The sequence below is a fragment of the Vibrio sp. 10N.286.48.F5 genome, assembly GCF_041469785.1.
In the GTDB taxonomy this organism is placed as follows: Bacteria; Pseudomonadota; Gammaproteobacteria; order Enterobacterales; family Vibrionaceae; genus Vibrio; species Vibrio crassostreae_C.
In genome coordinates, this window is the sequence record NZ_JBFRLG010000022.1 from 232,842 (window position 1) to 253,295 (window position 20,454).

19 protein-coding genes are annotated in these 20,454 nt (G+C 43.7%); 3 read left to right on the top strand and 16 right to left on the bottom strand.

Annotation, left to right across the window (positions count from 1 at the left end; genetic code table 11):
• Positions 1 to 81: 81 nt before the first annotated feature.
• Both AB4185_RS14320 and AB4185_RS14325 read right to left on the bottom strand, forming a co-directional pair.
• Positions 82 to 600 carry a DUF2271 domain-containing protein gene (locus tag AB4185_RS14320; protein ID WP_017062545.1) on the bottom strand — a complete coding sequence of 173 codons (519 nt, stop codon included), beginning with the start codon at positions 598 to 600 and terminating at the stop codon, positions 82 to 84.
• A 71-nt stretch (positions 601 to 671) separates the two neighbouring features.
• Complete coding sequence (locus AB4185_RS14325; protein ID WP_372135585.1) at positions 672 to 1,301, bottom strand: PepSY-associated TM helix domain-containing protein; 630 nt, start codon at positions 1,299 to 1,301, stop codon at positions 672 to 674.
• Positions 1,302 to 1,644: 343 nt separating this feature from the next.
• On the opposite strand from AB4185_RS14325, the gene AB4185_RS14330 reads away from it, so the two are divergent.
• The gene (locus AB4185_RS14330; RefSeq protein WP_017067850.1) at positions 1,645 to 1,965 is read left to right on the top strand and encodes a hypothetical protein; all 321 of its coding nucleotides are present in this window, start codon (positions 1,645 to 1,647) and stop codon (positions 1,963 to 1,965) included.
• Between the two features lie 129 nt (positions 1,966 to 2,094).
• Here AB4185_RS14330 and AB4185_RS14335 read toward each other — a convergent pair whose 3' ends face one another.
• The 7 genes from AB4185_RS14335 to AB4185_RS14365 form a co-directional block, all read right to left on the bottom strand.
• A complete protein-coding gene (locus AB4185_RS14335; RefSeq protein ID WP_372135586.1) occupies positions 2,095 to 3,273 on the bottom strand; it encodes a tetratricopeptide repeat protein in 1,179 nt (392 codons plus the stop codon).
• Complete coding sequence (locus AB4185_RS14340) at positions 3,270 to 3,890, bottom strand: energy transducer TonB (RefSeq protein WP_008219721.1); 621 nt, start codon at positions 3,888 to 3,890, stop codon at positions 3,270 to 3,272. The genes AB4185_RS14335 and AB4185_RS14340 overlap by 4 nt, the downstream gene beginning before the upstream one ends.
• A gap of 19 nt (positions 3,891 to 3,909) precedes the next feature.
• Positions 3,910 to 4,314 carry a biopolymer transporter ExbD gene (locus AB4185_RS14345; RefSeq protein WP_004739212.1) on the bottom strand — a complete coding sequence of 135 codons (405 nt, stop codon included), beginning with the start codon at positions 4,312 to 4,314 and terminating at the stop codon, positions 3,910 to 3,912.
• On the bottom strand, positions 4,311 to 4,871 hold the full coding sequence (locus tag AB4185_RS14350; RefSeq protein ID WP_010429842.1) for a MotA/TolQ/ExbB proton channel family protein: 561 nt from the start codon (positions 4,869 to 4,871) through the stop codon (positions 4,311 to 4,313). Before AB4185_RS14350 ends, AB4185_RS14345 begins: the two co-directional genes overlap by 4 nt.
• The gene (locus AB4185_RS14355; protein WP_017062549.1) at positions 4,871 to 6,247 is read right to left on the bottom strand and encodes a MotA/TolQ/ExbB proton channel family protein; all 1,377 of its coding nucleotides are present in this window, start codon (positions 6,245 to 6,247) and stop codon (positions 4,871 to 4,873) included. Before AB4185_RS14355 ends, AB4185_RS14350 begins: the two co-directional genes overlap by 1 nt.
• Positions 6,247 to 7,014, bottom strand: a complete 768-nt coding sequence (locus AB4185_RS14360; RefSeq protein WP_017062550.1) for a DUF3450 domain-containing protein — start codon at positions 7,012 to 7,014, stop codon at positions 6,247 to 6,249. Before AB4185_RS14360 ends, AB4185_RS14355 begins: the two co-directional genes overlap by 1 nt.
• A 193-nt stretch (positions 7,015 to 7,207) precedes the next feature.
• On the bottom strand, positions 7,208 to 9,304 hold the full coding sequence (locus tag AB4185_RS14365) for a TonB-dependent siderophore receptor (RefSeq protein WP_372135587.1): 2,097 nt from the start codon (positions 9,302 to 9,304) through the stop codon (positions 7,208 to 7,210).
• Positions 9,305 to 9,863: 559 nt separating this feature from the next.
• Here AB4185_RS14365 and AB4185_RS14370 point away from each other — a divergent pair.
• The gene (locus tag AB4185_RS14370; protein ID WP_372135588.1) at positions 9,864 to 11,168 is read left to right on the top strand and encodes a dicarboxylate/amino acid:cation symporter; all 1,305 of its coding nucleotides are present in this window, start codon (positions 9,864 to 9,866) and stop codon (positions 11,166 to 11,168) included.
• 220 nt (positions 11,169 to 11,388) lie between these two features.
• On the opposite strand, the gene AB4185_RS14375 is transcribed toward AB4185_RS14370, so the two are convergent.
• From AB4185_RS14375 to AB4185_RS14385, 3 genes are all read right to left on the bottom strand, one after another.
• Positions 11,389 to 12,774, bottom strand: coding sequence for a sensor histidine kinase (locus AB4185_RS14375; RefSeq protein ID WP_136979549.1), 1,386 nt, complete (start codon positions 12,772 to 12,774; stop codon positions 11,389 to 11,391).
• Positions 12,771 to 13,436 (bottom strand): response regulator transcription factor, encoded by a 666-nt coding sequence (locus AB4185_RS14380; protein ID WP_017062555.1) that lies wholly within the window; start codon positions 13,434 to 13,436, stop codon positions 12,771 to 12,773. The genes AB4185_RS14375 and AB4185_RS14380 overlap by 4 nt, the downstream gene beginning before the upstream one ends.
• An 80-nt stretch (positions 13,437 to 13,516) precedes the next feature.
• Positions 13,517 to 13,990, bottom strand: coding sequence for an NYN domain-containing protein (locus AB4185_RS14385; protein ID WP_010429860.1), 474 nt, complete (start codon positions 13,988 to 13,990; stop codon positions 13,517 to 13,519).
• Between the two features lie 323 nt (positions 13,991 to 14,313).
• Between AB4185_RS14385 and AB4185_RS14390 the strand changes: the two genes are divergently transcribed.
• Positions 14,314 to 14,811 (top strand): DUF4174 domain-containing protein, encoded by a 498-nt coding sequence (locus AB4185_RS14390; protein WP_372072954.1) that lies wholly within the window; start codon positions 14,314 to 14,316, stop codon positions 14,809 to 14,811.
• Between the two features lie 51 nt (positions 14,812 to 14,862).
• Here AB4185_RS14390 and cobA read toward each other — a convergent pair whose 3' ends face one another.
• The 4 genes from cobA to nirB form a co-directional block, all read right to left on the bottom strand.
• Positions 14,863 to 15,639, bottom strand: a complete 777-nt coding sequence (cobA, locus tag AB4185_RS14395; RefSeq protein WP_017066845.1) for a uroporphyrinogen-III C-methyltransferase — start codon at positions 15,637 to 15,639, stop codon at positions 14,863 to 14,865.
• Between the two features lie 328 nt (positions 15,640 to 15,967).
• Positions 15,968 to 16,783, bottom strand: a complete 816-nt coding sequence (locus AB4185_RS14400) for a formate/nitrite transporter family protein (protein WP_017062558.1) — start codon at positions 16,781 to 16,783, stop codon at positions 15,968 to 15,970.
• Between the two features lie 123 nt (positions 16,784 to 16,906).
• A complete protein-coding gene (gene nirD / locus AB4185_RS14405; protein WP_017069123.1) occupies positions 16,907 to 17,230 on the bottom strand; it encodes a nitrite reductase small subunit NirD in 324 nt (107 codons plus the stop codon).
• 14 nt (positions 17,231 to 17,244) lie between these two features.
• On the bottom strand, positions 17,245 to 19,818 hold the full coding sequence (gene nirB, locus AB4185_RS14410) for a nitrite reductase large subunit NirB (protein ID WP_017062560.1): 2,574 nt from the start codon (positions 19,816 to 19,818) through the stop codon (positions 17,245 to 17,247).
• Positions 19,819 to 20,454: the final 636 nt, after the last annotated feature.

A 20,454-nucleotide genomic window follows, 5' to 3' on the forward strand; every position in this document is an offset into this window, starting at 1 on the left:
CCACTGTCTATTCTGTTCAGCTTGGTTTTAGTTCGTACTTACTAGTTACTGTTCGCACTTGCTAGTTACTGTTCGCACTTACTATTTAGCGATGTAGTTCAGGGTGATTTCACCCGTCTCTTCCGTTGCTTTTAATTCGTAAGATATGTTTGAATCTGCGAGTGATACTTTTTGGCGAAGGTAATTACGGCCACCGTGTTCACGAACCACTTCGATATGAACCGTGTACTCGCCTTGTTCTAACGTTTCACCGCTGTCGCTCTTACCATCCCACACGAAACGGTACTGGCCAGCAGGACGTGTTGCAGACGTCACAGCATCAACCAGTTCACGATCGTAACGGCCAACCTTTCTCCACCAGCTGCGCAGATCCTTAAGCCATTCGTCTTTACCGACCCAAAGCTCGATGGTTTTCACTGACTTTCGTTCGCTATTCTCTACCCACACCGCCACATAAGGACGTGCATACATAGAGGTATCAATCTTTGGAAGCTCAAAGCTGACATCCAGTTTTGCCGTATCAGGAATCGCTTGTGCCATACCTAGGCTTGGCAAAAGAGATAAAGCAAGAAGCGCCTTGCTCCAGTTCATTTTTTTCATTTTTAACAACCTTTTAAATCCGTTTAACCTTAAGTTCGCTCTTCAATCCGATTCATCAATCGAATCAAGCGTTAAGGCACGGCGACAAAATAGATAACCAATGAGATTGCAGACCCAAACACCGTCCATTTGATGGAAGTATTAAGCGTCTTTTTCTTAGGTAACAGTAAGCACACGCCAGTAAGCACAAAGAAGATCATCAATAGCGCAGTGATATCGATAAACCATTTCCATACTTCACCGCTGTTACGACCTTTATGCAGATCGTTCAACAATGCGATAACGCCGTAATTAGTGGTTTCGACTTCTACAAACTCAGACGTAACGTCAACAAAAACGGAAGCGTTGTAGCCGGGTCCTTTGAAGTCCATAGATACCTCACCGATGAGCAACTCACCATCTTCAATCTCTGCATAGATGTCCAAACCAGAAGGAACGCCGGAGAGGTTGGCTTCTTCGAACAGAAACGTTTCAAAGGCTGTCTCGTCAGCTTTTAAACGTCCGTCTTGAACCGTAAATAAACTTGTAGGAAGCGTTAGCGTAGAGCGTTGGATATTGGGTTGGCTTGATTCAAATAACTCAGGTCGGTTCAGGGTGATACCGGTTACTGAGAAAAAAAGAACCACGAACAGAAGCGCCATAGAAATATAAACATGAAGTCGACGAGACCATGACTGAACCGCCCTACTTTTTAACGACATACAAACCAATACCTATAAATTTTATGGCGACAATTTAGTTGATAATCATTCGTATTGGCATTCAATTTACATTGTTTACGTTTGCCGAGCGGCGTAAGAAAATTTACATAACATTACATGGGAAGTAATCGAACTGTATGCATATTCTTGCTAACGTGTACTAAAGGGATTTGATTCGTTTTATTAGAGGTTATTGATAACAGGGTCAAAGCTCAAAAAAGCTCAATCTCAACATGCTTGATTGAGATGGGTTTAAGGTAACAGTCGTAGCTTTAAGGATAGAAAGTTGGGACTATTTGATCACTGGTTTGATGATAGCTAATGAAGCTTAAAAGGATTTGAAATGCGTATTTTTGTTTTGGCTTTTGCTGCGCTAGTGACGGCGTGCACTAGCCAAATAATCAGCACGGAAGAACATATTCAAGAATACATCGGTTCAGACATAACCGATGTACAAGAACGTTATCTCACCGAACGGTCACGCCCTATCAGTTTTTGGGCGTCTCGAAACTATGCTTGGATTGAAACCAAGAAACCGTTAGACAATGGTTATACAGTACACGCATTCAAAAACCCTTATCGTGACTGCACCATTAATTGGGTTGCTGATACCAGCGGCGTGATTCAAAGTGCTACGTCCAGCGGCACGATGTGCGAGCCTTAACTGCCGCATTGGAACGATAAAGTTCAAAAAGCTTTAACCGCCAAAATTAAAAAGGGTGTCATTTGAACCATCAAATGACACCCTTTTCTCTATATTACTTTCTCTTGTCTTCTGTTGTGCTATTCGCAGTTAGACGTTGCCGTTATCACTCACTGTTCTTAGCTGAGTCAGATATTTAATCCAACCTTTTGCCTCAGAAGAAGGCTCAATGTTGTTCGCACGTTTCGCTTGAGCAAGAGCATTATCAAGATTCTTTAGCTTGTACCATGAACGTACTTTCGCTAAAGCAACATCAGCTTGCTTGTTCTTGTCTTTCACTTTATCCAAAACAACCAGAGCACGATCGTAGTAACCTTGCTGAACCAGTAATTGAGCCACATTCCAATGATATTGCGTGTCCTTTTTAGACGCTAACGTCCATACTTCAATAGCACTGTCCCACTCTTTCGCTAACTGCCAGTAGGTTGCTTGCTCAGCCAGAAGTTGAACATCGCTGTTCGCATCATCTAACTTACTAATTTCTTGTGCTGCGCGCTCTGGAATGCCACGTTTCGCGTAAAGCTGCGCTAACAAGCGGCGATCTGAGTTCTTCAGCTCAACACCTTGTAGATCAGCCAGTGCTAACGTGTTCAATGCATCACGATTACGATCTAACCTAAGTTGAATACCAACCAATTGACGCCACCAGTTATCTTTCTCGGGTTGAAGTTCAATCAAGCTTTCCAGTGTAGGAATCGACTGTTTCCACTGCTTTAACTGAAGCTGTGCGCCCAGTTTTAGCGATAGAGGTGATAACTCTGGTTTTGAATTGAACTTGTCGTGATTACCGATGGCCACTAGGACTTTCGACCAGTTTTCAATTTGGTATTCAGCTTGTGCAATTCGCATCCAAAGCGTGTCTTTCTTTTCCTTTTCAGGCGCTGTTTTCACTAACTCGTAGTAGTGCGGAAGCGCGTTTTTAAACTGCTGATCGTTCAACAACAAATCAGCCAGCATACGCTTCGTTATCCAAGCTTGCTCATCGACTAACAAATTCGTATCGACGGCATAAGTGAGCTGCTTAATCGCCGCGTCAGTTTTGCCATCTTGCCAGTAAAAAACACCTAGCATACGAGCTACGTACGCTTTGTCGTAGCCCTTAGAAAGCTCTAAACCTGCTAGTACGTCAATGGCCTGTTTAACCTGTTCATCTTGAGCAAGCTTATGCGCCTTTTGAACACGAATAGCAGTATATTGGGTTAGCTCTTGCGCTTGTGTTGTAAGGGGCATTAACAACAAGCCCACTAATATCCATATCTGTTTCATCATTTTGCCAACTTAAACTCTAGTTTCACGGTTTGACCAACCTGAGCTATCGCTTTTCCATCGACGACTTTCGGTTGATATTTCCATTTTTTAAGTGCTCTCATCGCTTCACGTTCAAACATACGACGTGGGTTTGCGTCAGTGACTTGAATGTCAATTGGACGTCCCGTTTCATCGATAGTAAAAGACATAATCACATGGCCTTCAGCTCCACGCTTAAGCGCTTTCGCTGGATAACGAGGCTCTACTCGATACAAAGGCATTGCTTGTTGGTTTGACCCAAAATCAGAGAATGTCGGTGCGTTAATCGCTAAGCCATCAATGGATGTGTTCAAATCCAATGAAGGCAAAGAAGACATCGAATTCAGAGGCGTAACTTCAGCTTGTGACTGAGACGTTTGCGCTTCCGGTGGCGGCTCTGGCATTTCTGGTTTTTCAGGGACTGCGCGTTGTCTTCTTTGAACTTCTTGTTCTTGTTCCACCATTACCATGTTGAAACTTAACGTCTCGCTATCGTCTGGTGAACGTTGGTGGCCATTATCGACCATCCAAGCCATGAAAGAAAACAGCGCTAAGCCCAACGCGCCCGCTAGCGGTAAAGCAAGAAATAGGCGAATCATTTATGAAGATCCTCCAAGATCATCGCTTATCAGCAGCAAGCGCAATGTTTTTAACACCTGCACCTTTCGCGGCATCCATCACTTTAACAACAGTACCGTTGTAAGCGTGTTCATCCGCTTGAATAACCAAAGAAGCATCAGGTTGTTCTAGCAACAAGTGCTCTAACGTCGCTTGGACACGTTCAACATCTACGACACGCTTGTCGATGAAAATGTCGTTTGCAGAAGTAATCGCAACAAAGATGCCTGCATCCTTTTGGCTTACTACGTTAGAAGCTTGTGGGCGATTGACTTCCACCCCTGACTCACGAACAAATGAACTGGTCACAATAAAGAAAATAAGCATGATAAAGACAATATCAAGCATCGAAGTAAGGTCTATTTGAGCCTCTTCGTTTTTAGAATGACGTCGACCGAGTCTCATCGTTGACTCCTTAAAGATTTTTCTAATTTCAATTCTAAGCGGTTACATACTTTCGCTAAGCGAGCGTGAACGAACATGCCCGCTAACGCTGCAACCATGCCTGCCATGGTTGGCAGTGTTGCTAACGAGATACCTGAAGCCATCAATTTAGGGTCACTGCTGCCTTGTGTCGCCATAACATCAAAAACAGAGATCATACCGGTTACAGTGCCTAGCAAGCCCAACATCGGGCAAATAGCGACTAACAGCTTAATAAAATTCAAGTTTTGGTTAAGCAAGATACTCGCTTGCCCTAACCAACCTTCACGAATGGCTTTGGCATGCCAAGAAGAGTGATCTTCTCTTTCATGCCATTTCGCTATCCAAGCTTGGCGTTGCTTAGGAAAGTAGAACGCAAGATAAAGCACACGTTCTACCACAAGCACCCAATACACTAGGACGACAGCCGCTAGCCACCACAGGACGAAACCGCCCTGCTCCATAAAGCTTGATAAAGACAGCAGCCAGTCACTCGTTAACCAACTCGCTGGTAATAGAGAACCCGACAAAATATCCATTACGCAGCAGTCCCAACTGGTGAAACAACAGCGTTTGATTCAACGGTCTTTTCAGCCTGCTCAGCAACAAGACCAATACCTTGCTTCTCAAGAATATTGCGAATGTTTTCTGCTTGAGTGCTAAGAATGTTGTGTGCCAGTAGAAGAGGCATTGCCGCAACCAGACCAAGTACCGTAGTTACAAGCGCCATCGAGATACCACCCGCCATAACTTTAGGGTCGCCATTACCAAACTGAGTGATCACTTGGAATGTTTCGATCATGCCGGTTACTGTACCTAAAAGGCCCAACATTGGTGCTAGTGCCGCCAATAGCTTAAGCATCGATAGACCTTTCTCTAGGTGAGTCTGCTCATCAACTACCGCTTCTAAAAGTCGCAACTCTAACGCTTCAACCGTTTGGTTTTGTTCCTTGTTGTACATCGCAAGAACACGACCTAGTGGGTTATCACCCGCTTGCTCAGGGTTCTTAAGTTGCGCGCGAATTTTCTGGCGTGCGATAGCAAGAGAGACACCACGAACTAATGCGATGATTAGACCAATAGCTAGTAGGCCAAGAATCACTTTACCAACCACACCACCCGCTTGTAGACGGTCAGTTAAACTTGGCGTAAGTGCTAATTGCTCTAGCATAAACCCGCGAGAAGGATCGACAACCACGTTAGATACTTCACCATTCGCTAACGAAGAAAGTGACGCTAACGTTGGACCATTTTGTGGTTGCTTAAGGTAAGCGATCGCATCTTCACGCTGAGTGTTCCAGCTAACATAGCCTTGCTCTGTCACAAGACCAATCGAACCTAGTCGGTAAGCGTCAACCTTGTTTGTATTGCCTTCACCATTAATGAATGCAATTTGAGATTTGCTAAGCTCAGAGCTCGCTTGGATCTGTTCAACCATGCTCATCCACAAACCGGTCAGCTGTGGCATTGAAGGCAGTGATTTAGCATCAATGATTTGATCAACAGTTGCAGTGTGTTCAGCACGATCAACACTATTCACGGTTGAGCTAAGCTCTGCGCCGAGTTCTTTTGCGTTTTGACGAACGACACCGAACAGCTCGCCTAAGCTACCGGTTTCTAAACGCAGCTTCTCTTCTAAGCGAGCAAGCTTGTTTTCGTTATCACTGAACGTTTGAGTCAGAACATCTGTCGCACCTTGGATAGACGTACGCTTCGCTTCAAGCTGAGCTTTGATCGCTTTCAGTTCTTGTTCTGTCTTTTTGAAATCAGCTTCACGCACTACGTTGTGAGAAGCTTGAGTTCGACTCTCTGATTTTGCTTTATTAACTAGCTGAGCCGTCGTATCTGATGCAGAGAAAGCTGAAAATGAAAGTGATGTAATGCAAAGCAATGCTGCTAATGGCTTTAAGTTCATTACTTAACCTCCGCAACAGTTAAAGAAACAGGTAAAGTAATTAGGCTTGGCGCCGCTTGTTGGCTTGCAATGTCGTAAGCTTTATCTAGCTCAGATTTCATTGAAGAATCTAGCTCTTGCCACTGATTTTGTGTTTGATTCCAAGACCAATATTGGCTGCCATTTAGGTTACGAGCCACCAAAGAGATACGACCTAGGTGCAACACGTCAGCTTCAATCGTTCTGTCGTTGCTCAATGCAACGCGGCCTTGGTAAGCACCGAGCTTGATGCCGTAGTCCATCTCGATTTGGTAAGCTTCCAGGATACGACGATACTTCTCAGCATCACTCACATCAGCACGAGTCATCATTGCTTGTAGCTTTTCTACTCTTTCTAGACGCTGTTCTTTCTTAATCGGCACGTCTTTCTCTACCAACTGTTCAAGACCATCGATCATTTGATACATCAATGGCACAACACCTTGGCGTGTGTATTTGATTTCTTCGATCTGCTCTTCAATGCTTTGAGCTTCTTGGTTTTGGCTCTCAACTAATGCAGCAAGGTGATCGTGATAGATTTCTAGGTTTTTAACTTCTTCTTGCAGACGCTCAATCTCAGCTTGCAGCATTAAAGTCGCTTGTGAGCTTTTATCAATAACCTTTTGGCTCGAAGCCGACGCGTTATTGGTCTTGTTTTGAATTGATTGAGCTTGATCCAAGCTGTTTGCCATAGAAGACGTTGCAACCAAACTGATGGCAAGCGCTAGGCTAGTTTTTAAAAGATTCATAATTGTAGTCATTTACTATAGAAGAAGGTCAAATACATTTTATTGATAAATACTATTATTGATAAGCACTCTCATTATCATTAAAAGTCACTCGCATTACTAGGGATATTTTACTGAATAGCAGAATCACGAAAGGAGAAAGCCGAAACTTTCCCCTTAGTATTTAGGCTAACAATAGTACCCTACTAACAAATTAGTATTTTACCTGTAAAGTCGCCATGTAGTTACGGCCTTCGCCGATTACTACGTCTTCAGCAAATTGGTGGTTTGAAGATGTTGAACCGCCACCCGCTAGGTATTCTTTATCAAATACGTTCTCGACTGTTAGACGCGCTACGAAATCAAGAGAATCGTCGTACTTAAGCGTGTATGCTGCACCCATATCGACACGTGCGTAGCCGTCTTTCTTGAATGTGTTCGCGCTATCGCCGTAACGAGAACCTTCGTAGATAAGACCCAGGTTCACATCAACTTCGTTTGTTGCTGCATAGGTAGACCAAACGCTTGCTGCAAACTCAGGTACGTCTACTGGACGGTTACCTTCATATGTTTCATGGTTCGTGATTTCAGCATCTAAGTACATTGCAGAACCAGACATAGAGAATTTTTCTGAGATAAAGCCTTGCGCTGCTAACTCAGCGCCACGGTGAACTTGTTCGCCACCTTGTGTCTTCGTCCAATCGCCTGATGAAGTGTCTTCTACATCCATTGAGATGTTTTCTTGGGTAATATCAAATACCGCACCAGAAACGAATAGACGTTCGTCCATCAGCTCCCACTTAGTACCGACTTCGTAAGAAACACCCGTCGCGGCATCAAGAAGTTCGCCATCGTTGGTGTAGTTACGGCTACCGCTAGAGACAACACCTTGTGGTTCGAAACTTTCAGAGTAAGAAGCGTAGATACTACCGTTTGATGCTGGGTGGTAAATCAGGCCAAGCTTAGGCGCTACATTTTCTTCTGCTACGCCATCACTTACTTTACGGTCGAAACGAGCACCCGCAAGAACTTGCCATTCATCATTAATAGTAATCAAATCTTGGATGTAGAAGCCCCAAGTATCGTAAGTACTCATCTTACCTAGCGATGTTGGACCCACTGACGGCGCTGGTACTGTTGCATCTGGTGCGTATTCAGCGCTGCTGAAGCGATCCATACCACGGTAATAGCTGTAGCCTAACCAGTTAGCACCGAATAATAGTTGGTGCTCTGTGCCCGCAAGATCAGCGGTTGTTGTTAGATCAACGTAAGCCGTTCTGAAACGCCATTTATCATGACGGTAGTTACCGCCTTGAGTCACGGTGCCCGTACCATCAGGATTCATATTTGAAAAGCTTGGGTAGCTTTCCATATCAATACGTTCGAAATCTTGGTAGTTGAAACCTGTTTTTAATGACCATGTATCAGTCAGGTTAGCAGCAATATCAAAACCAACGTTCTCAACATCATTCTCGATCTGTGACCACTGTGCATCCCAGATGTGCTTGTCGCTACCTACTCGGTTGCCGTCTAGCGTGTATAAAGCGCCAGAATCTACGCTACCTTCGTCGTTAGTTTTGTCGTAATGAACAGAAACTGTCACGTCTTCAGTTACATCGTAATCAACGAATACACCACCAACAAAACGTTCTGTTTGTGGTTCAGTTCCGTCACCATAAGTTCTCCAAGAGCCGTAGCTTTCTTTAGATAGAATCGCGCGACCACGTAGAGTTTCAGCGTCGTTCAAAGCGCCACTTACGTCTACCGTTGTACGAGAATGGTCATTAGAACCAATATCTTGGCTAACACTTACTTGCGTATCGTAAGTTGGCTTTTTGCTTACCATGTTGATCAAACCACCTGGTGCAGAAATACCGTAAAGAAGACCAGAAGGTCCTTTTAGTACTTCAACACGCTCTAGCAGTTCGATTGGTTGACGGTAGTGAGACCAATGTTGCTGGCCATTTTTAAGGAAGCCCGAAGAGCTTTCTACCGAGAAACCACGTAGAGAGAAACGTTCACGGTTACGGCTTGTACCGCCAGCACTTACACTCGCGTCATTCTTAAGCACGTCACCAAGCGTTGTTGCACGCTGTTCATCGATGATTTGCTCGTCGATTACTAAAACTTGTCCCGGAGTCTCTAATTGAGTCGCCTCCATGCGCATTGCTGTTGTGTTCGTGTCGGCTTTATAACCGTAGTCACGACCTTCAACAACCATATGCTCGTCTGTTTTTACTGTTTCTGCCAATACTGCTGGTGAAGCTAATACTGCGCCGATCACTAAAGCCAATGGGCTCTTTGAAAACATGTCCTTTACTCCGCTTTTATTCTTTTAGACGAACACTTTGTTATTTATTCGATGTGTTCGCTGAACCGTTGCCGGTACCACTGAATTATTTCGGGAGTGAATATAAGTGATAACTATTACCATTTGCATTAAATTTACATTCTTTGCATTCGTAAAGTTTTGTAAAGGCCTGTCGGTGAGTCATATTTGAGGAGTTCAACAAAACCATTCAATACAAATAGTTAAGGCTCATGGACGTAAATCGACTGGTTATCTTCACCGAATTTTTTGAAACAACGGTATTTGTTCAGTCAATTGAAGACGTGAAGATTGATAAGAAAATCATCTCTTCTTATTTACTACCTTTGAAACGACAAATTTATGTATAAAACCCTCGATAGATGTAAATTAATAGTGAATTATTTTGTTTTTATTTGTTTAATTTACACAATTATCAGTGATTTTGATCACATCTATAATTCCAAACTCATTTTTTGTTTTTCGAATTGATTATCCGACTGCTAATCTCCTGCTCACTTTGAAAAGGTATCAAAGTTATAAATAATAAGGAGTGTTCTAAATGAATACCAAGAAACCTATGTCTCTGACTGGTCGAGTAATCCTCGGTATGGTCGTAGGTATATTAACGGGATTCGCCATTCAATCCCTTTTTGCAGACAACGGATTTGTTAACAACTACATCGTTAACGGACTCTTTGAAGTGGGCGGACAAATCTTTGTCGCCAGTTTAAAAATGCTTGTTGTGCCTCTAGTCTTCGTTTCACTAGTGTGCGGTACAAGTTCTCTTAAAGACTTATCAACTCTTGGCCGTATGGGTGGCAAAACGCTTGCACTTTATATCGGTACTACTGCCGTTGCCATCACTCTAGCATTAACTATCGGTAACCTGTTCCAACCTGGAGCTGGTGCGGATCTTACTGCTGCGAGCTCTTTCAAATCAGCGGATGCCCCTTCTCTGGGCCAAGTAATCATCGACATGTTCCCAACCAACCCTATTCAGGCGATGGCTGAGGGCAAAACGTTACAAGTTATCGTATTTGCAGTGTTGTTTGGTATCGCAATCAGTGCAGCGGGCAAACCCGGTGAACGTATCGCTGTAGTTTTCTCTGATCTAAACGAAGTGATCATGAAGCTAGTTGCGCTACTAATGAACCTTGCTCCTTACGGCGTATTCTTCTTGATGGCGAAACTGTTCTCTGGCCTTGGCTTAGGTGCAATTTGGAACCTAGCAGAATACTTCTTAGTGCTTGCTGGTACCCTGCTGTTGCATGGCTTGGTGACTTACAGTGCGATGCTTAAAGGATTCACAGGTCTTAGTCCGATTACGTTCCTACGTAAGATGGAAGATGCAATCATGTTTGCATTCTCAACAGCATCTTCGAACGCAACAATTCCAGTAACTATGGAAACGGCTAAGAACCGTATGGGCGTAGACAACAAAGTCGCTTCTTTCACAGTACCACTAGGTGCAACTGTGAACATGGACGGCACTGCAATCATGCAAGGTGTTGCGACGGCGTTTATCGCGCAAGCGTACAACATCGACCTTTCAATGGGTGATTACCTAATGGTTATCCTAACGGCGACACTGGCGTCTGTTGGTACTGCAGGTGTCCCTGGTGTTGGTCTTGTTATGCTAGCGATGGTATTGAACCAAGTTGGCCTGCCGCTTGAAGGTATTGCTCTAATCATGGGTGTTGACCGCCTTCTTGATATGATTCGTACCGCTGTAAACATCACAGGTGATAGTGCCGTATCTATCATCGTTGCTAAGTCTGAAGGCGCTCTAGACGAGTCTCGCTTCAACGACCCAGCAGCAGGTGAGAAAGAAGAAGAAGTTAAGCTAGCTCGCCAACAGGCATAGTCTCGCTTATCTTATGCTCTTGTCTTCAAGCTCAGGCGTAATTAATGGCTACGCCTAGCCCATACCAAAGCGCATAAAGAAAAACGCCACTGCAGATGCAGTGGCGTTTTTATTGGGCTATGTTTCTAAGCTATATTTCTGAGCAATATTTCTAAGCTATGTTTCTTAGCACGCTTTCAGTCATAGTTATCTATGGAGCAAGACAGGTAACAGCAGGAAGCTAATCAGCGATTGGGAACATTAGATTTACTCTCAATCCCCCACCTTCTCTATTCTCAGCAGTTACATGTCCATTCATCACACCCATCGCTTCTTTAACAATCGCAAGGCCCAGACCGTAGCCACCAGACCGTTTGTCTCTTGCTGATTCAATACGAGTAAACGGGTCGAATATACCTGCAATCTTGTTATCAGGAATACCATCACCGTCATCTTCTACAGATATTACACTGTAACGTCTATCCATTACCTGTTCGTATGTCGTCACGACCACATGAGCGTTCTCACCCGCGTATTTAATGGCATTCCCGACCAAGTTACCAATGACTCGAAGCAGTAGCCTCTCATCAACGTTCACCATTGATATCGGCGTCTCTAGGGAACCAATCAAAGTTTGATTCGGTTTTAAATCGTTTTGCATCTGCGCGATCAACATTGAACAATAGTGCTCAAGGTGCATTAAACTTAACTTGGAGTCATAGCGAGAGGTTTCTAAGCGGCTAAATTCAAGTATCTCACCCACCAGCTTATTCATCTCTTCTGTTTCATTTTCCATTCGTTCTAGCAAACCAATGCTTTTATCATCAACCTTGCTGCGCAGCAGGTGTAGTGCGAGGTTTTGCCTTGCTAATGGTGTTCTTAACTCGTGTGAGACATCACGAATCAAACAACGTTGCTTTTCAGCCAGAGATTTAATCTCAAAGGTCATATAATCAAAATCGTGTGCAAGCTCGTTGAATTCACGCGTGGTGGAGTTCAACTCCGACACCACACTGACCGTGAAGTCACCTTGAGCCAGTCTGCGGCTCGCTTCTCTCAATCTATCCAACGGTTGCTGAAGGCTTTTGGCCATGATAATCGAGAACAGAGACAATACGACCAATGCAATCAATGCTTTAAGCATATAGGAATATGGCGCAAAAGATTTTGCGGGATGAAACTGGTGCGGTAGTTGGATAACCAGTGTTTTACCGTTATCCAGTGGTAGGCCGAAGATCGGCTTACTCACACGATCACTAAGTTGGTGATCTAACGTTCTTAAGTATTTGAGCTTAAATTCAAAATGTGGGTGCATGTGACGATGTGTGATCGGACGATTGTCTTTATCAATGACGAACAGATAATACTGCTGAGCATTACCCCAGTCCGCGAGTTCATCCATGTCCCCTTCTTCGATCAACACATTCGCTTGGTAAGCAAGGTCGAGCATTTCCGCTTTTACCGATTCTGGGACTTTAAGCAGCGCTTTCATCAAGGCTCTTTCAGCGACACCTTGCAGGATCAAAATACTCACCAAAATGACGGTCAGGTAACTGAACAGTTGGAAAGTGAGTCCGTCTTTACGCTTAGCAATAAAATCAGGGCAACGCAGCAGTTTTTTACTCATGCTCCGACCGACTCTAGGTAACTGTAACCTTTACCACGAACGGTTTTTATATGTTGTTTAGACAAACCTGCCTGAACGAGCTTTCTACGTATATTGCTGATATGCATATCTAAATTACGATCGAAGGGACACAATTCTTTCTTGAGTACATGGATTTGCAGATCAGATTTTGAGACGACAATACCGTCATTTTTGACCAAATAATCAAGCAAGTCTTTTTCAGTGCCAGTTAATGGCAAACGAGAGAGTTGTTCACACAAGCCGTGATTAGAGGAAGCTAAAGATTGTCTTTGGCGTTCAAAACCCACTCGGCGCAAGATCACCTTAATACGGGTTAAGAGTTCAGGAACATTGAAAGGTTTAGCGATGTACTGGTCGGCGCCTGCTTGGTAGCCATCGAGCATTGAGGCATCGTCGTTAAGCGCGGTTAGCATAAGAATGGGAGTAGCAAAACGCTGACAAATACGTCTTGCTACTTGAATGCCGCTTAGGTTCGGAAGCATTACATCGAGTAGAACCAAATCGACAGGGTGAGATTGAATAAACTCAAGCGCGGATTCACCGCAATGAACAGTATCAACGTGATACCCCTCATTTTCTAACACTTCACCCAGTAATTCACACAACTGAATATCATCATCAACAACTAAAACGCGAGACATTACACATACCGATAAATAAGAACTGTTTGCATTCTAATTATCGTTATTATTGATTTCAATTATAAAGTGCCCGATTTCCTCTATAGAAGAAAATCTTTTTCAATCGGTACAAATTTTGATGCAGAATCGATAAGATTTTGAGCAGTTAACCCGGGAACACCATACACTTCAACAGGCTTGCCAAAGCGCTCTTTGATTCGCTCTACAAGGATTTCGAAATCACCGTCTCCTGATACCAAAACAATCGTATCAACCGTCTCAGCAAGTTCTATCGCGTCTAACGCAATACCCACATCCCAATCGCCTTTTGCACTGCCATCTCGACGCTGAATAAACGGCTTTAACTTCACATTAAAGCCCACACCACGAAGGATATGATGAAATTGACGCTGCTTTGGATCTTGGCTTGAGATTGCGTAAGCATTAGCTGCAATAACGTTACGCCCTTCCGTGGCAACATACCAAAACTGGTTATAGTCGAAGTTAGAACGGTATTTGTCGCGCGTCGTGTAGTAAACGTTCTGAACGTCGACCAAAATTGCTATGTTTTCCATAAATTCATACCTTTAGATTTTCCGTATACCCTATTCTATTCAATTGTAAAATGCGAGTCGCTTTACTCAATAAAAATGAACCTGCCAGCTATCGTTAACGTAAATCTAATATCTTTAGCGTAAAGCTAAGTGTCTTTACGTAATCCTAACTATGCTTATTGTAAGTGGATTTGTTTTGAGCGTTTCTTAGGTGGTTCTGATCTTCACCTTCTTCTTTACGTAGCGTTCAAATCGTACTCAGGCTTAGAGTTTTTAAAGGGAGGTTGGCAATGCTGCACCGACAAACACACAATTCGATCGTAAGCATCGACACAACCAAAGCGATGCAAACTTTAAATCAACCATCAAACTCTGGTAGCTGGTTTAGTTTGCTTAAACTACTGACCATCAGCACGTTAATAATCATGAGCTTAACCATCAATTCAGTACTCGCCTACCCCGCTTATTCTCACTCAAAGCCTTTGCCACACCGCAGTGTGATTTATTTCGCTCCAAAGGAAGATTCAATCGTTAAAGAGTTTCTGAATGAAGTGTTGCTCAATAACTGTCAATTGGACGAACGGGATGTCGTCATTATGGTTATTGCTGAGAGTGGTTACACAGTCCCAACTTGGTTAGAAGAAGAGTTTAACTTAGAAGCAGTCACCAGTATTTACGAGATCCCGAAAGGATCACATACCGCTGTTTTGATTGGTAAAGACGGGAAAGAGAAGCACCGATGGAGTGGCAAAACAGATTGGAAACAGATCACCAATATCATTGACGAAATGCCGATGCGCCAACAAGAAATGCAGCGACAAGGCAGCCGCTGCAGTATTTGATTCTTGATGGACTCAGTAGTGGCTTAGAGATCCAATTAGAAGGTCAAACGATCAAGCTTGTTTGTTAAACCAAGCCAGTTTTTCATGGAGCTGAGCCACGCTGCCTACAACAATCAGCGCTGGGCTCTTTGCGACGCTCGCAAGGTCAGCTAAATCACGTAACCCACCTCTAAACACCTTTTGTTCTTGGCGTGTACCGTTTTCGATGATCGCAACTGGCATGTCAGCTCGCATACCATTATCGAGTAGATTCTTCTGAATGTTCGGACTCTCTTTCAAGCCCATGTAAAACACGATGGTATGGTTGTGCTGAGCAAGAGATTGCCAGTCAATATCTTCGCCATCTTTCTTCAAGTGACCTGTAATAAACTGCACGCTTTGTGCATGATCACGGTGCGTCAACGGAATGCCCGCATAAGCCGTTGCTCCGGCAGCAGCTGTGATGCCCGGAATCACTTCAAATCTAACGTCATTTTCAGCCAGTGTTTCACACTCTTCCCCGCCACGACCAAAGATAAATGAGTCTCCACCTTTAAGGCGTACTACATGCTTGTTCTCTTGTGCTTTAGTGACCAATAGTTGGTTGATCTGATCTTGAGGTACGCAGTGATGATCGAGCTTTTTACCCACATACAGCATTTCCGCTTCTGGGTTAGCCATCGCCAAGATATCCTTTGATACCAAGCGGTCATAAACCAAAACGTCTGCTTGTTGAATCACTCGTGCCGCTTTTAACGTAAGTAAGTCTGGGTCGCCCGGACCCGCACCTACTAATGAAACAAATCCTGTGTTTCCTGTTTTAACATTCGATGGCGATACTTCTGACATGCTTTGCTCCGAAAGTTAGCTTGTTATATTTCAAGCTTAATTCTGTATGACGATTCATCGTTGTATGAATCACCAATATCCCTACTTCTTAGACTATCAGTTGTTGCCATAAAACTTTACGATTAATTCTAATCAAGATAGAAGTTTATATAACAAAACAATCTATTACGTTGGAAAACCCTGACATTTGCACCATCATCAAGCACACATTGCTCGCCTTAGGTGCACGGTTATCAAAGTAGAGAGTGTTAAGATCAAAAAAGCCCCAAATCAACAGCTTGGGGCTTAACACACATTATTAGTTGCTCATTAACCTAGAACTATCTAATTACTTAGCGCCTAGAGAAGGAGCTGTTTTAGCATGAGTTAGGTATAGAGGAACACACGTCATTAATAGACCACCAACGATGTTACCTAGGATTGTTGGGATAAGGTTGAAGTTCAACCATGTCGCGATACCAAAATCAGCGCCAAGAATCATACCTAGTGGGAATAGGAACATGTTTACCACTGTGTGCTCAAATACGAGTGCGAAGAAGATGAAGATTGGGAACCACATCATTGCTACACGGCCAGATACTGTGCGTGCAGTCATGTTACCAATCACACCTAGACATACCATAAGGTTACAGAAGATACCGCGTACGAAACACGTGATCCATCCGTCCATACCCATGTTTTCAAAACCTAGGCTACGACCTGTAGAAACAGCAATGAACTTTTGAGCAACAGCGTTTGGTTCTAAAGAGAAGTTACCCGTTAGTGATACTGCAACAAGGAAAGCAACAATCAAAGAACCGATAAGGTTACCAAGACCAACAATACCCCAACAACGTAGGATACGACCCCAAGTAATACCTGGGCGGTTGTCGAATTTCGCTAAAGGTGCAAGGCCGAATACGCCAGTTACTAGGTCATAACCCATTACACTTAGAATGACGAAGCCAACTGGGAACACAAGTGCGCCAACAAGGCCAATACCGGTTTGAACCATTGCTGTAATAGCAACAACAACCGCTAGAGAAAGGATGATACCAGCCATAGTGCTTCGAATCAGAAGATCGCGAGTACTTGTTTTCGTTTTCGCTTCACCCACATCAATCATCGTTTGAACGAATTCAGCTGGTTTGTAATCAGGAGACATAAGGTTGTCCTTAAAAAGTTTAAATTAAAAGTTAAAATTGGATAGGAAAAGGCTCTAGTTGCCGAGTTAAGGCAATATCGAGAACTAGAACCCTTGAACTATCAAATTTTACTCATCCGAAGATTAAGCAGAGATTTCTACAGCGCCTTTGGCAACACGAGCTTTGTACGCTTTCACGTTGAAGTTCTCGTCTTCCATGCACACACCTGTTGCTAGGTTAAAGCGTTGCTTCTTAAGTGGGCTTGCTACCCAAAGCTCTTCTTTGTGCTCAACAATCAAGCCACGTGATAACACGTTTGACTGGAAGTAAGGGTCTGTGTTGCTAATCGCGAATACTTCTTCAGCTTTCGTTGGGCGGAATACAGCTACTTGCTCACCACCAACCAACGCACAAACACCTGTACCTGGGATAATGTCTTCGATCTTACAAACTTTGGTAAATGCCATGATGTCGTCTCCCCTTAAACAGATTCTACGTGAATGATGTCGCCCTGATGCTTTGAAGTAATGGCTTCAGGGTGTTTCTCAGTGAATGTCGCAGGACGGTGTTGTTCACGACCATCTTCAACAAACACAACGTTATCATCGCGGTCATCAGCATTGATGAAGTGTGCAAAGCGCTTAAGTTGAGCTTCGTCGTTGATTGTATCTGTCCATTCACAAGCGAAGTTATCAACTAGGCCAGCAATGTCAGTTTCAAGTTGGTCATTGATACCAAGCTTGTTGTCTACAATCACTTCACGTAGGTAATCAACACCACCTTCTAGGTTGTCCATCCATACCGAAGTACGTTGTAGTGGCGCAGCCGTGCGGATGTAGAACATCATGAAACGGTCGATGTACTTGATTAGCGTTTCTTGGTCTAGGTCGCTTGCCAGTAAGTCTGCGTGACGAGGTTTCATACCACCGTTACCACATACATACATGTTCCAACCTGCGTCAGTCGCAATAATACCTAAATCTTTACCTTGAGCTTCAGCACACTCACGAGTACAGCCAGACACACCAAACTTCATCTTATGAGGAGTACGGATGCCTTTGTAACGGTTCTCGATCATCACGCCTAGGCCAACTGAATCTTGAACGCCGTAACGACACCAAGTAGAACCTACACATGTTTTCGCCATACGAAGTGCTTTTGCGTAAGCTTGACCCGTTTCGTAACCTGCAGCGATTAACTTCTTCCAGATTGCTGGTAAGTCATCTTTCTGAGCACCAAATAGGCCGATACGTTGTGCACCTGTGATCTTGGTGTACAAGTTGTATTCAGCAGCAACATCAGCAAGAACGCTTAGTGCTTGAGGTGTTACTTCACCACCCGCCATACGAGGGATTACAGAGTAAGTACCGTCTTTTTGCATGTTACCTAGGAAGTTGTCGTTGGTATCGTGCAGCTTCACTAATTCAGGCTTAAGGATGTGTTCACCCCAGCAAGAAGCAAGGATAGAACCTGCTAGAGGCTTACATACTTCACAGCCGTAGCCTTTACCGTATTTCTCTAATAGCTCATCGAACGTTTTGATTTCTTCGATGCGAATTAGGTGGAAAAGCTCTTGGCGAGAGTATGCAAAGTGCTCACACACGTCGTTCTTCACTTCAACACCAGCTTTAGCAAGTTCAGCGTTTAGTACTGAAGTCACTAGTGGAATACAACCACCACAACCAGTACCTGCGCCTGTTACTGCTTTGATATCACCGATTGTGTGGTGACCTTCAGCAACCGCTTGAGCGATCTTGCCTTTAGTCACATCGAAACAAGAACAGATAACAGCAGACTCAGGAAGAGAATCCGCGCCAAGTGTTGGCTTTTCAGCACCAGCATGAGCAGGAAGAATCAATGCATCTGGGTGTTCTGGTAGGTCGATTTCGTTCAGCATAAGCTGTAGAAGATCACCGTAGTCAGACGTGTCACCAACCATTACTGCACCAAGCAGCTTCTTGTTGTCTTCAGAAACGATTAGACGCTTGTAAACTTCTTGTTCTTCGTTTTGGTAAACGTAGCTCTTACAGCCAGGAGTACGACCGTTCGCATCGCCGATAGAGCCTACTTTCACGCCCAAAAGCTTAAGCTTCGCAGACATGTCAGCACCTTCAAATGTGCTTTCGTTACCAACAACGTGGTCAACCGCTACCGTTGCCATTTTGTAACCAGGAGCCACTAGGCCGTAGAACGTTTGGTTCCAAGACGCACACTCACCGATTGCGTAGATGTCTTTGTCTGTCGTTTGACAGTGATCATTAATCTCGATACCGCCACGTGGTGCAATACCCAGCCCCATTTGACGAGCAAGTTTGTCTTGTGGGCGAATACCAGCAGAGAATACGATGAAATCAGTTTCTAGCTCTGTACCGTCTGCAAAGCGCATTACGTTACGAGCTTCAGTGCCTTCAGGAGCAATCTCAAGCGTGTTCTTACTTGTATGTACGTTAACGCCCATACGTTCGATTTTTTGACGAAGTTGGTTACCACCCGCTTGGTCAAGCTGCTCAGCCATTAGCTTTGGAGCAAACTCAACAACGTGCGTGGTTACACCAAGAGCTTTTAGTGCGCCTGCAGCTTCAAGACCAAGCAAACCACCACCAACAACCACACCAGATTTAGAATTCTTAGCGGTTGCTTCGATAGCTTTCAAGTCTTCGATTGTGCGGTAAACGAAACAGTCTTTACCTTCGTTACCTTTGATTGGCGGAACGAATGGGTATGAACCTGTAGCAAGGATTAGCTTGTCGTATTGAATTTCACGACCAGTACTTGAGTAAACTGTTTTCTTTTCACGGTTAACGTTAATAGCACGCTCACCGATCAGCATGTTGATGCCGTGTTTCTCGTAGAAGCCTTCTTTAACTAAAGAAAGTTCGTCCGCAGTATGGTGTGAAAAGTAAGAAGAAAGGTGTACACGATCATAGGCTACGCGAGGCTCTTCACAGAAGACTGTGATGTCCATGTTAGCAACGTCTGTCTTCTCGACTAAATCTTCGATATAGCGATGGCCGACCATCCCGTTACCGATTACGACTAGCTTCATCTTGCTCATAAGAATTCCTGAAGGTTATATATTTCTTAACTGAGCGAATAATGAATTATGAAAGAAAATGAAAATATGATGTAAATCAATTACGAAATCGAACTACCCTAAAGGGGTAGGACAAAAGAGGTAGATCTGCTGATTTATCATACGAAGCAAACGAATAACCGTAGGTTTAATAAGGTTTAGCGGGGTTTTATATACACTTTCGTGCACTAGATAAGATGTTGTAAAGTTTCACAATAGGTTAGCAGTAACACAAGTAAATGACAATCATTTTCACTTGTGGTCATAATAAGTGTAATAACTCATGAAAGCGTTACAGGATCATGAGCAACTATGTATAAATATGAAGAATTTAATGACGCAAAAGACAGTCGCCCTTTTCCATTCCCCACTCATTCCACTCACAAACGGCGCAATTGGTTAACAGATGCTGTTGGTTGTTTAGCAAATGATAGGTTTACATAAAGAAAAGACCGGCACAAAAGTGATCTGATATAGCTTGTTCCTAGTGGTGCTACTGATTAGAGAGCATACGTGGAAGTTTGAACATAGCATGAGGGTTTAGAATTTCAGATAGCAAAAAGGCCAGCATTTCTGCTGGCCTTTCAACTTTGAATAGTGGAGGCGCCTCCCGGAGTC

Bases quoted from the DNA above. Each gene is read 5' to 3' on its own strand.
- AB4185_RS14320 (WP_017062545.1), bottom strand. From the start codon at position 600: ATGAAAAAAATGAACTGGAGCAAGGCGCTTCTTGCTTTATCTCTTTTG.
- AB4185_RS14325 (WP_372135585.1), bottom strand. From the start codon at position 1,301: ATGTCGTTAAAAAGTAGGGCGGTTCAGTCATGGTCTCGTCGACTTCAT.
- AB4185_RS14330 (WP_017067850.1), top strand. From the start codon at position 1,645: ATGCGTATTTTTGTTTTGGCTTTTGCTGCGCTAGTGACGGCGTGCACT.
- AB4185_RS14335 (WP_372135586.1), bottom strand. From the start codon at position 3,273: ATGATGAAACAGATATGGATATTAGTGGGCTTGTTGTTAATGCCCCTT.
- AB4185_RS14340 (WP_008219721.1), bottom strand. From the start codon at position 3,890: ATGATTCGCCTATTTCTTGCTTTACCGCTAGCGGGCGCGTTGGGCTTA.
- AB4185_RS14345 (WP_004739212.1), bottom strand. From the start codon at position 4,314: ATGAGACTCGGTCGACGTCATTCTAAAAACGAAGAGGCTCAAATAGAC.
- AB4185_RS14350 (WP_010429842.1), bottom strand. From the start codon at position 4,871: ATGGATATTTTGTCGGGTTCTCTATTACCAGCGAGTTGGTTAACGAGT.
- AB4185_RS14355 (WP_017062549.1), bottom strand. From the start codon at position 6,247: ATGAACTTAAAGCCATTAGCAGCATTGCTTTGCATTACATCACTTTCA.
- AB4185_RS14360 (WP_017062550.1), bottom strand. From the start codon at position 7,014: ATGAATCTTTTAAAAACTAGCCTAGCGCTTGCCATCAGTTTGGTTGCA.
- AB4185_RS14365 (WP_372135587.1), bottom strand. From the start codon at position 9,304: ATGTTTTCAAAGAGCCCATTGGCTTTAGTGATCGGCGCAGTATTAGCT.
- AB4185_RS14370 (WP_372135588.1), top strand. From the start codon at position 9,864: ATGAATACCAAGAAACCTATGTCTCTGACTGGTCGAGTAATCCTCGGT.
- AB4185_RS14375 (WP_136979549.1), bottom strand. From the start codon at position 12,774: ATGAGTAAAAAACTGCTGCGTTGCCCTGATTTTATTGCTAAGCGTAAA.
- AB4185_RS14380 (WP_017062555.1), bottom strand. From the start codon at position 13,436: ATGTCTCGCGTTTTAGTTGTTGATGATGATATTCAGTTGTGTGAATTA.
- AB4185_RS14385 (WP_010429860.1), bottom strand. From the start codon at position 13,990: ATGGAAAACATAGCAATTTTGGTCGACGTTCAGAACGTTTACTACACG.
- AB4185_RS14390 (WP_372072954.1), top strand. From the start codon at position 14,314: ATGCAAACTTTAAATCAACCATCAAACTCTGGTAGCTGGTTTAGTTTG.
- cobA (WP_017066845.1), bottom strand. From the start codon at position 15,639: ATGTCAGAAGTATCGCCATCGAATGTTAAAACAGGAAACACAGGATTT.
- AB4185_RS14400 (WP_017062558.1), bottom strand. From the start codon at position 16,783: ATGTCTCCTGATTACAAACCAGCTGAATTCGTTCAAACGATGATTGAT.
- nirD (WP_017069123.1), bottom strand. From the start codon at position 17,230: ATGGCATTTACCAAAGTTTGTAAGATCGAAGACATTATCCCAGGTACA.
- nirB (WP_017062560.1), bottom strand. From the start codon at position 19,818: ATGAGCAAGATGAAGCTAGTCGTAATCGGTAACGGGATGGTCGGCCAT.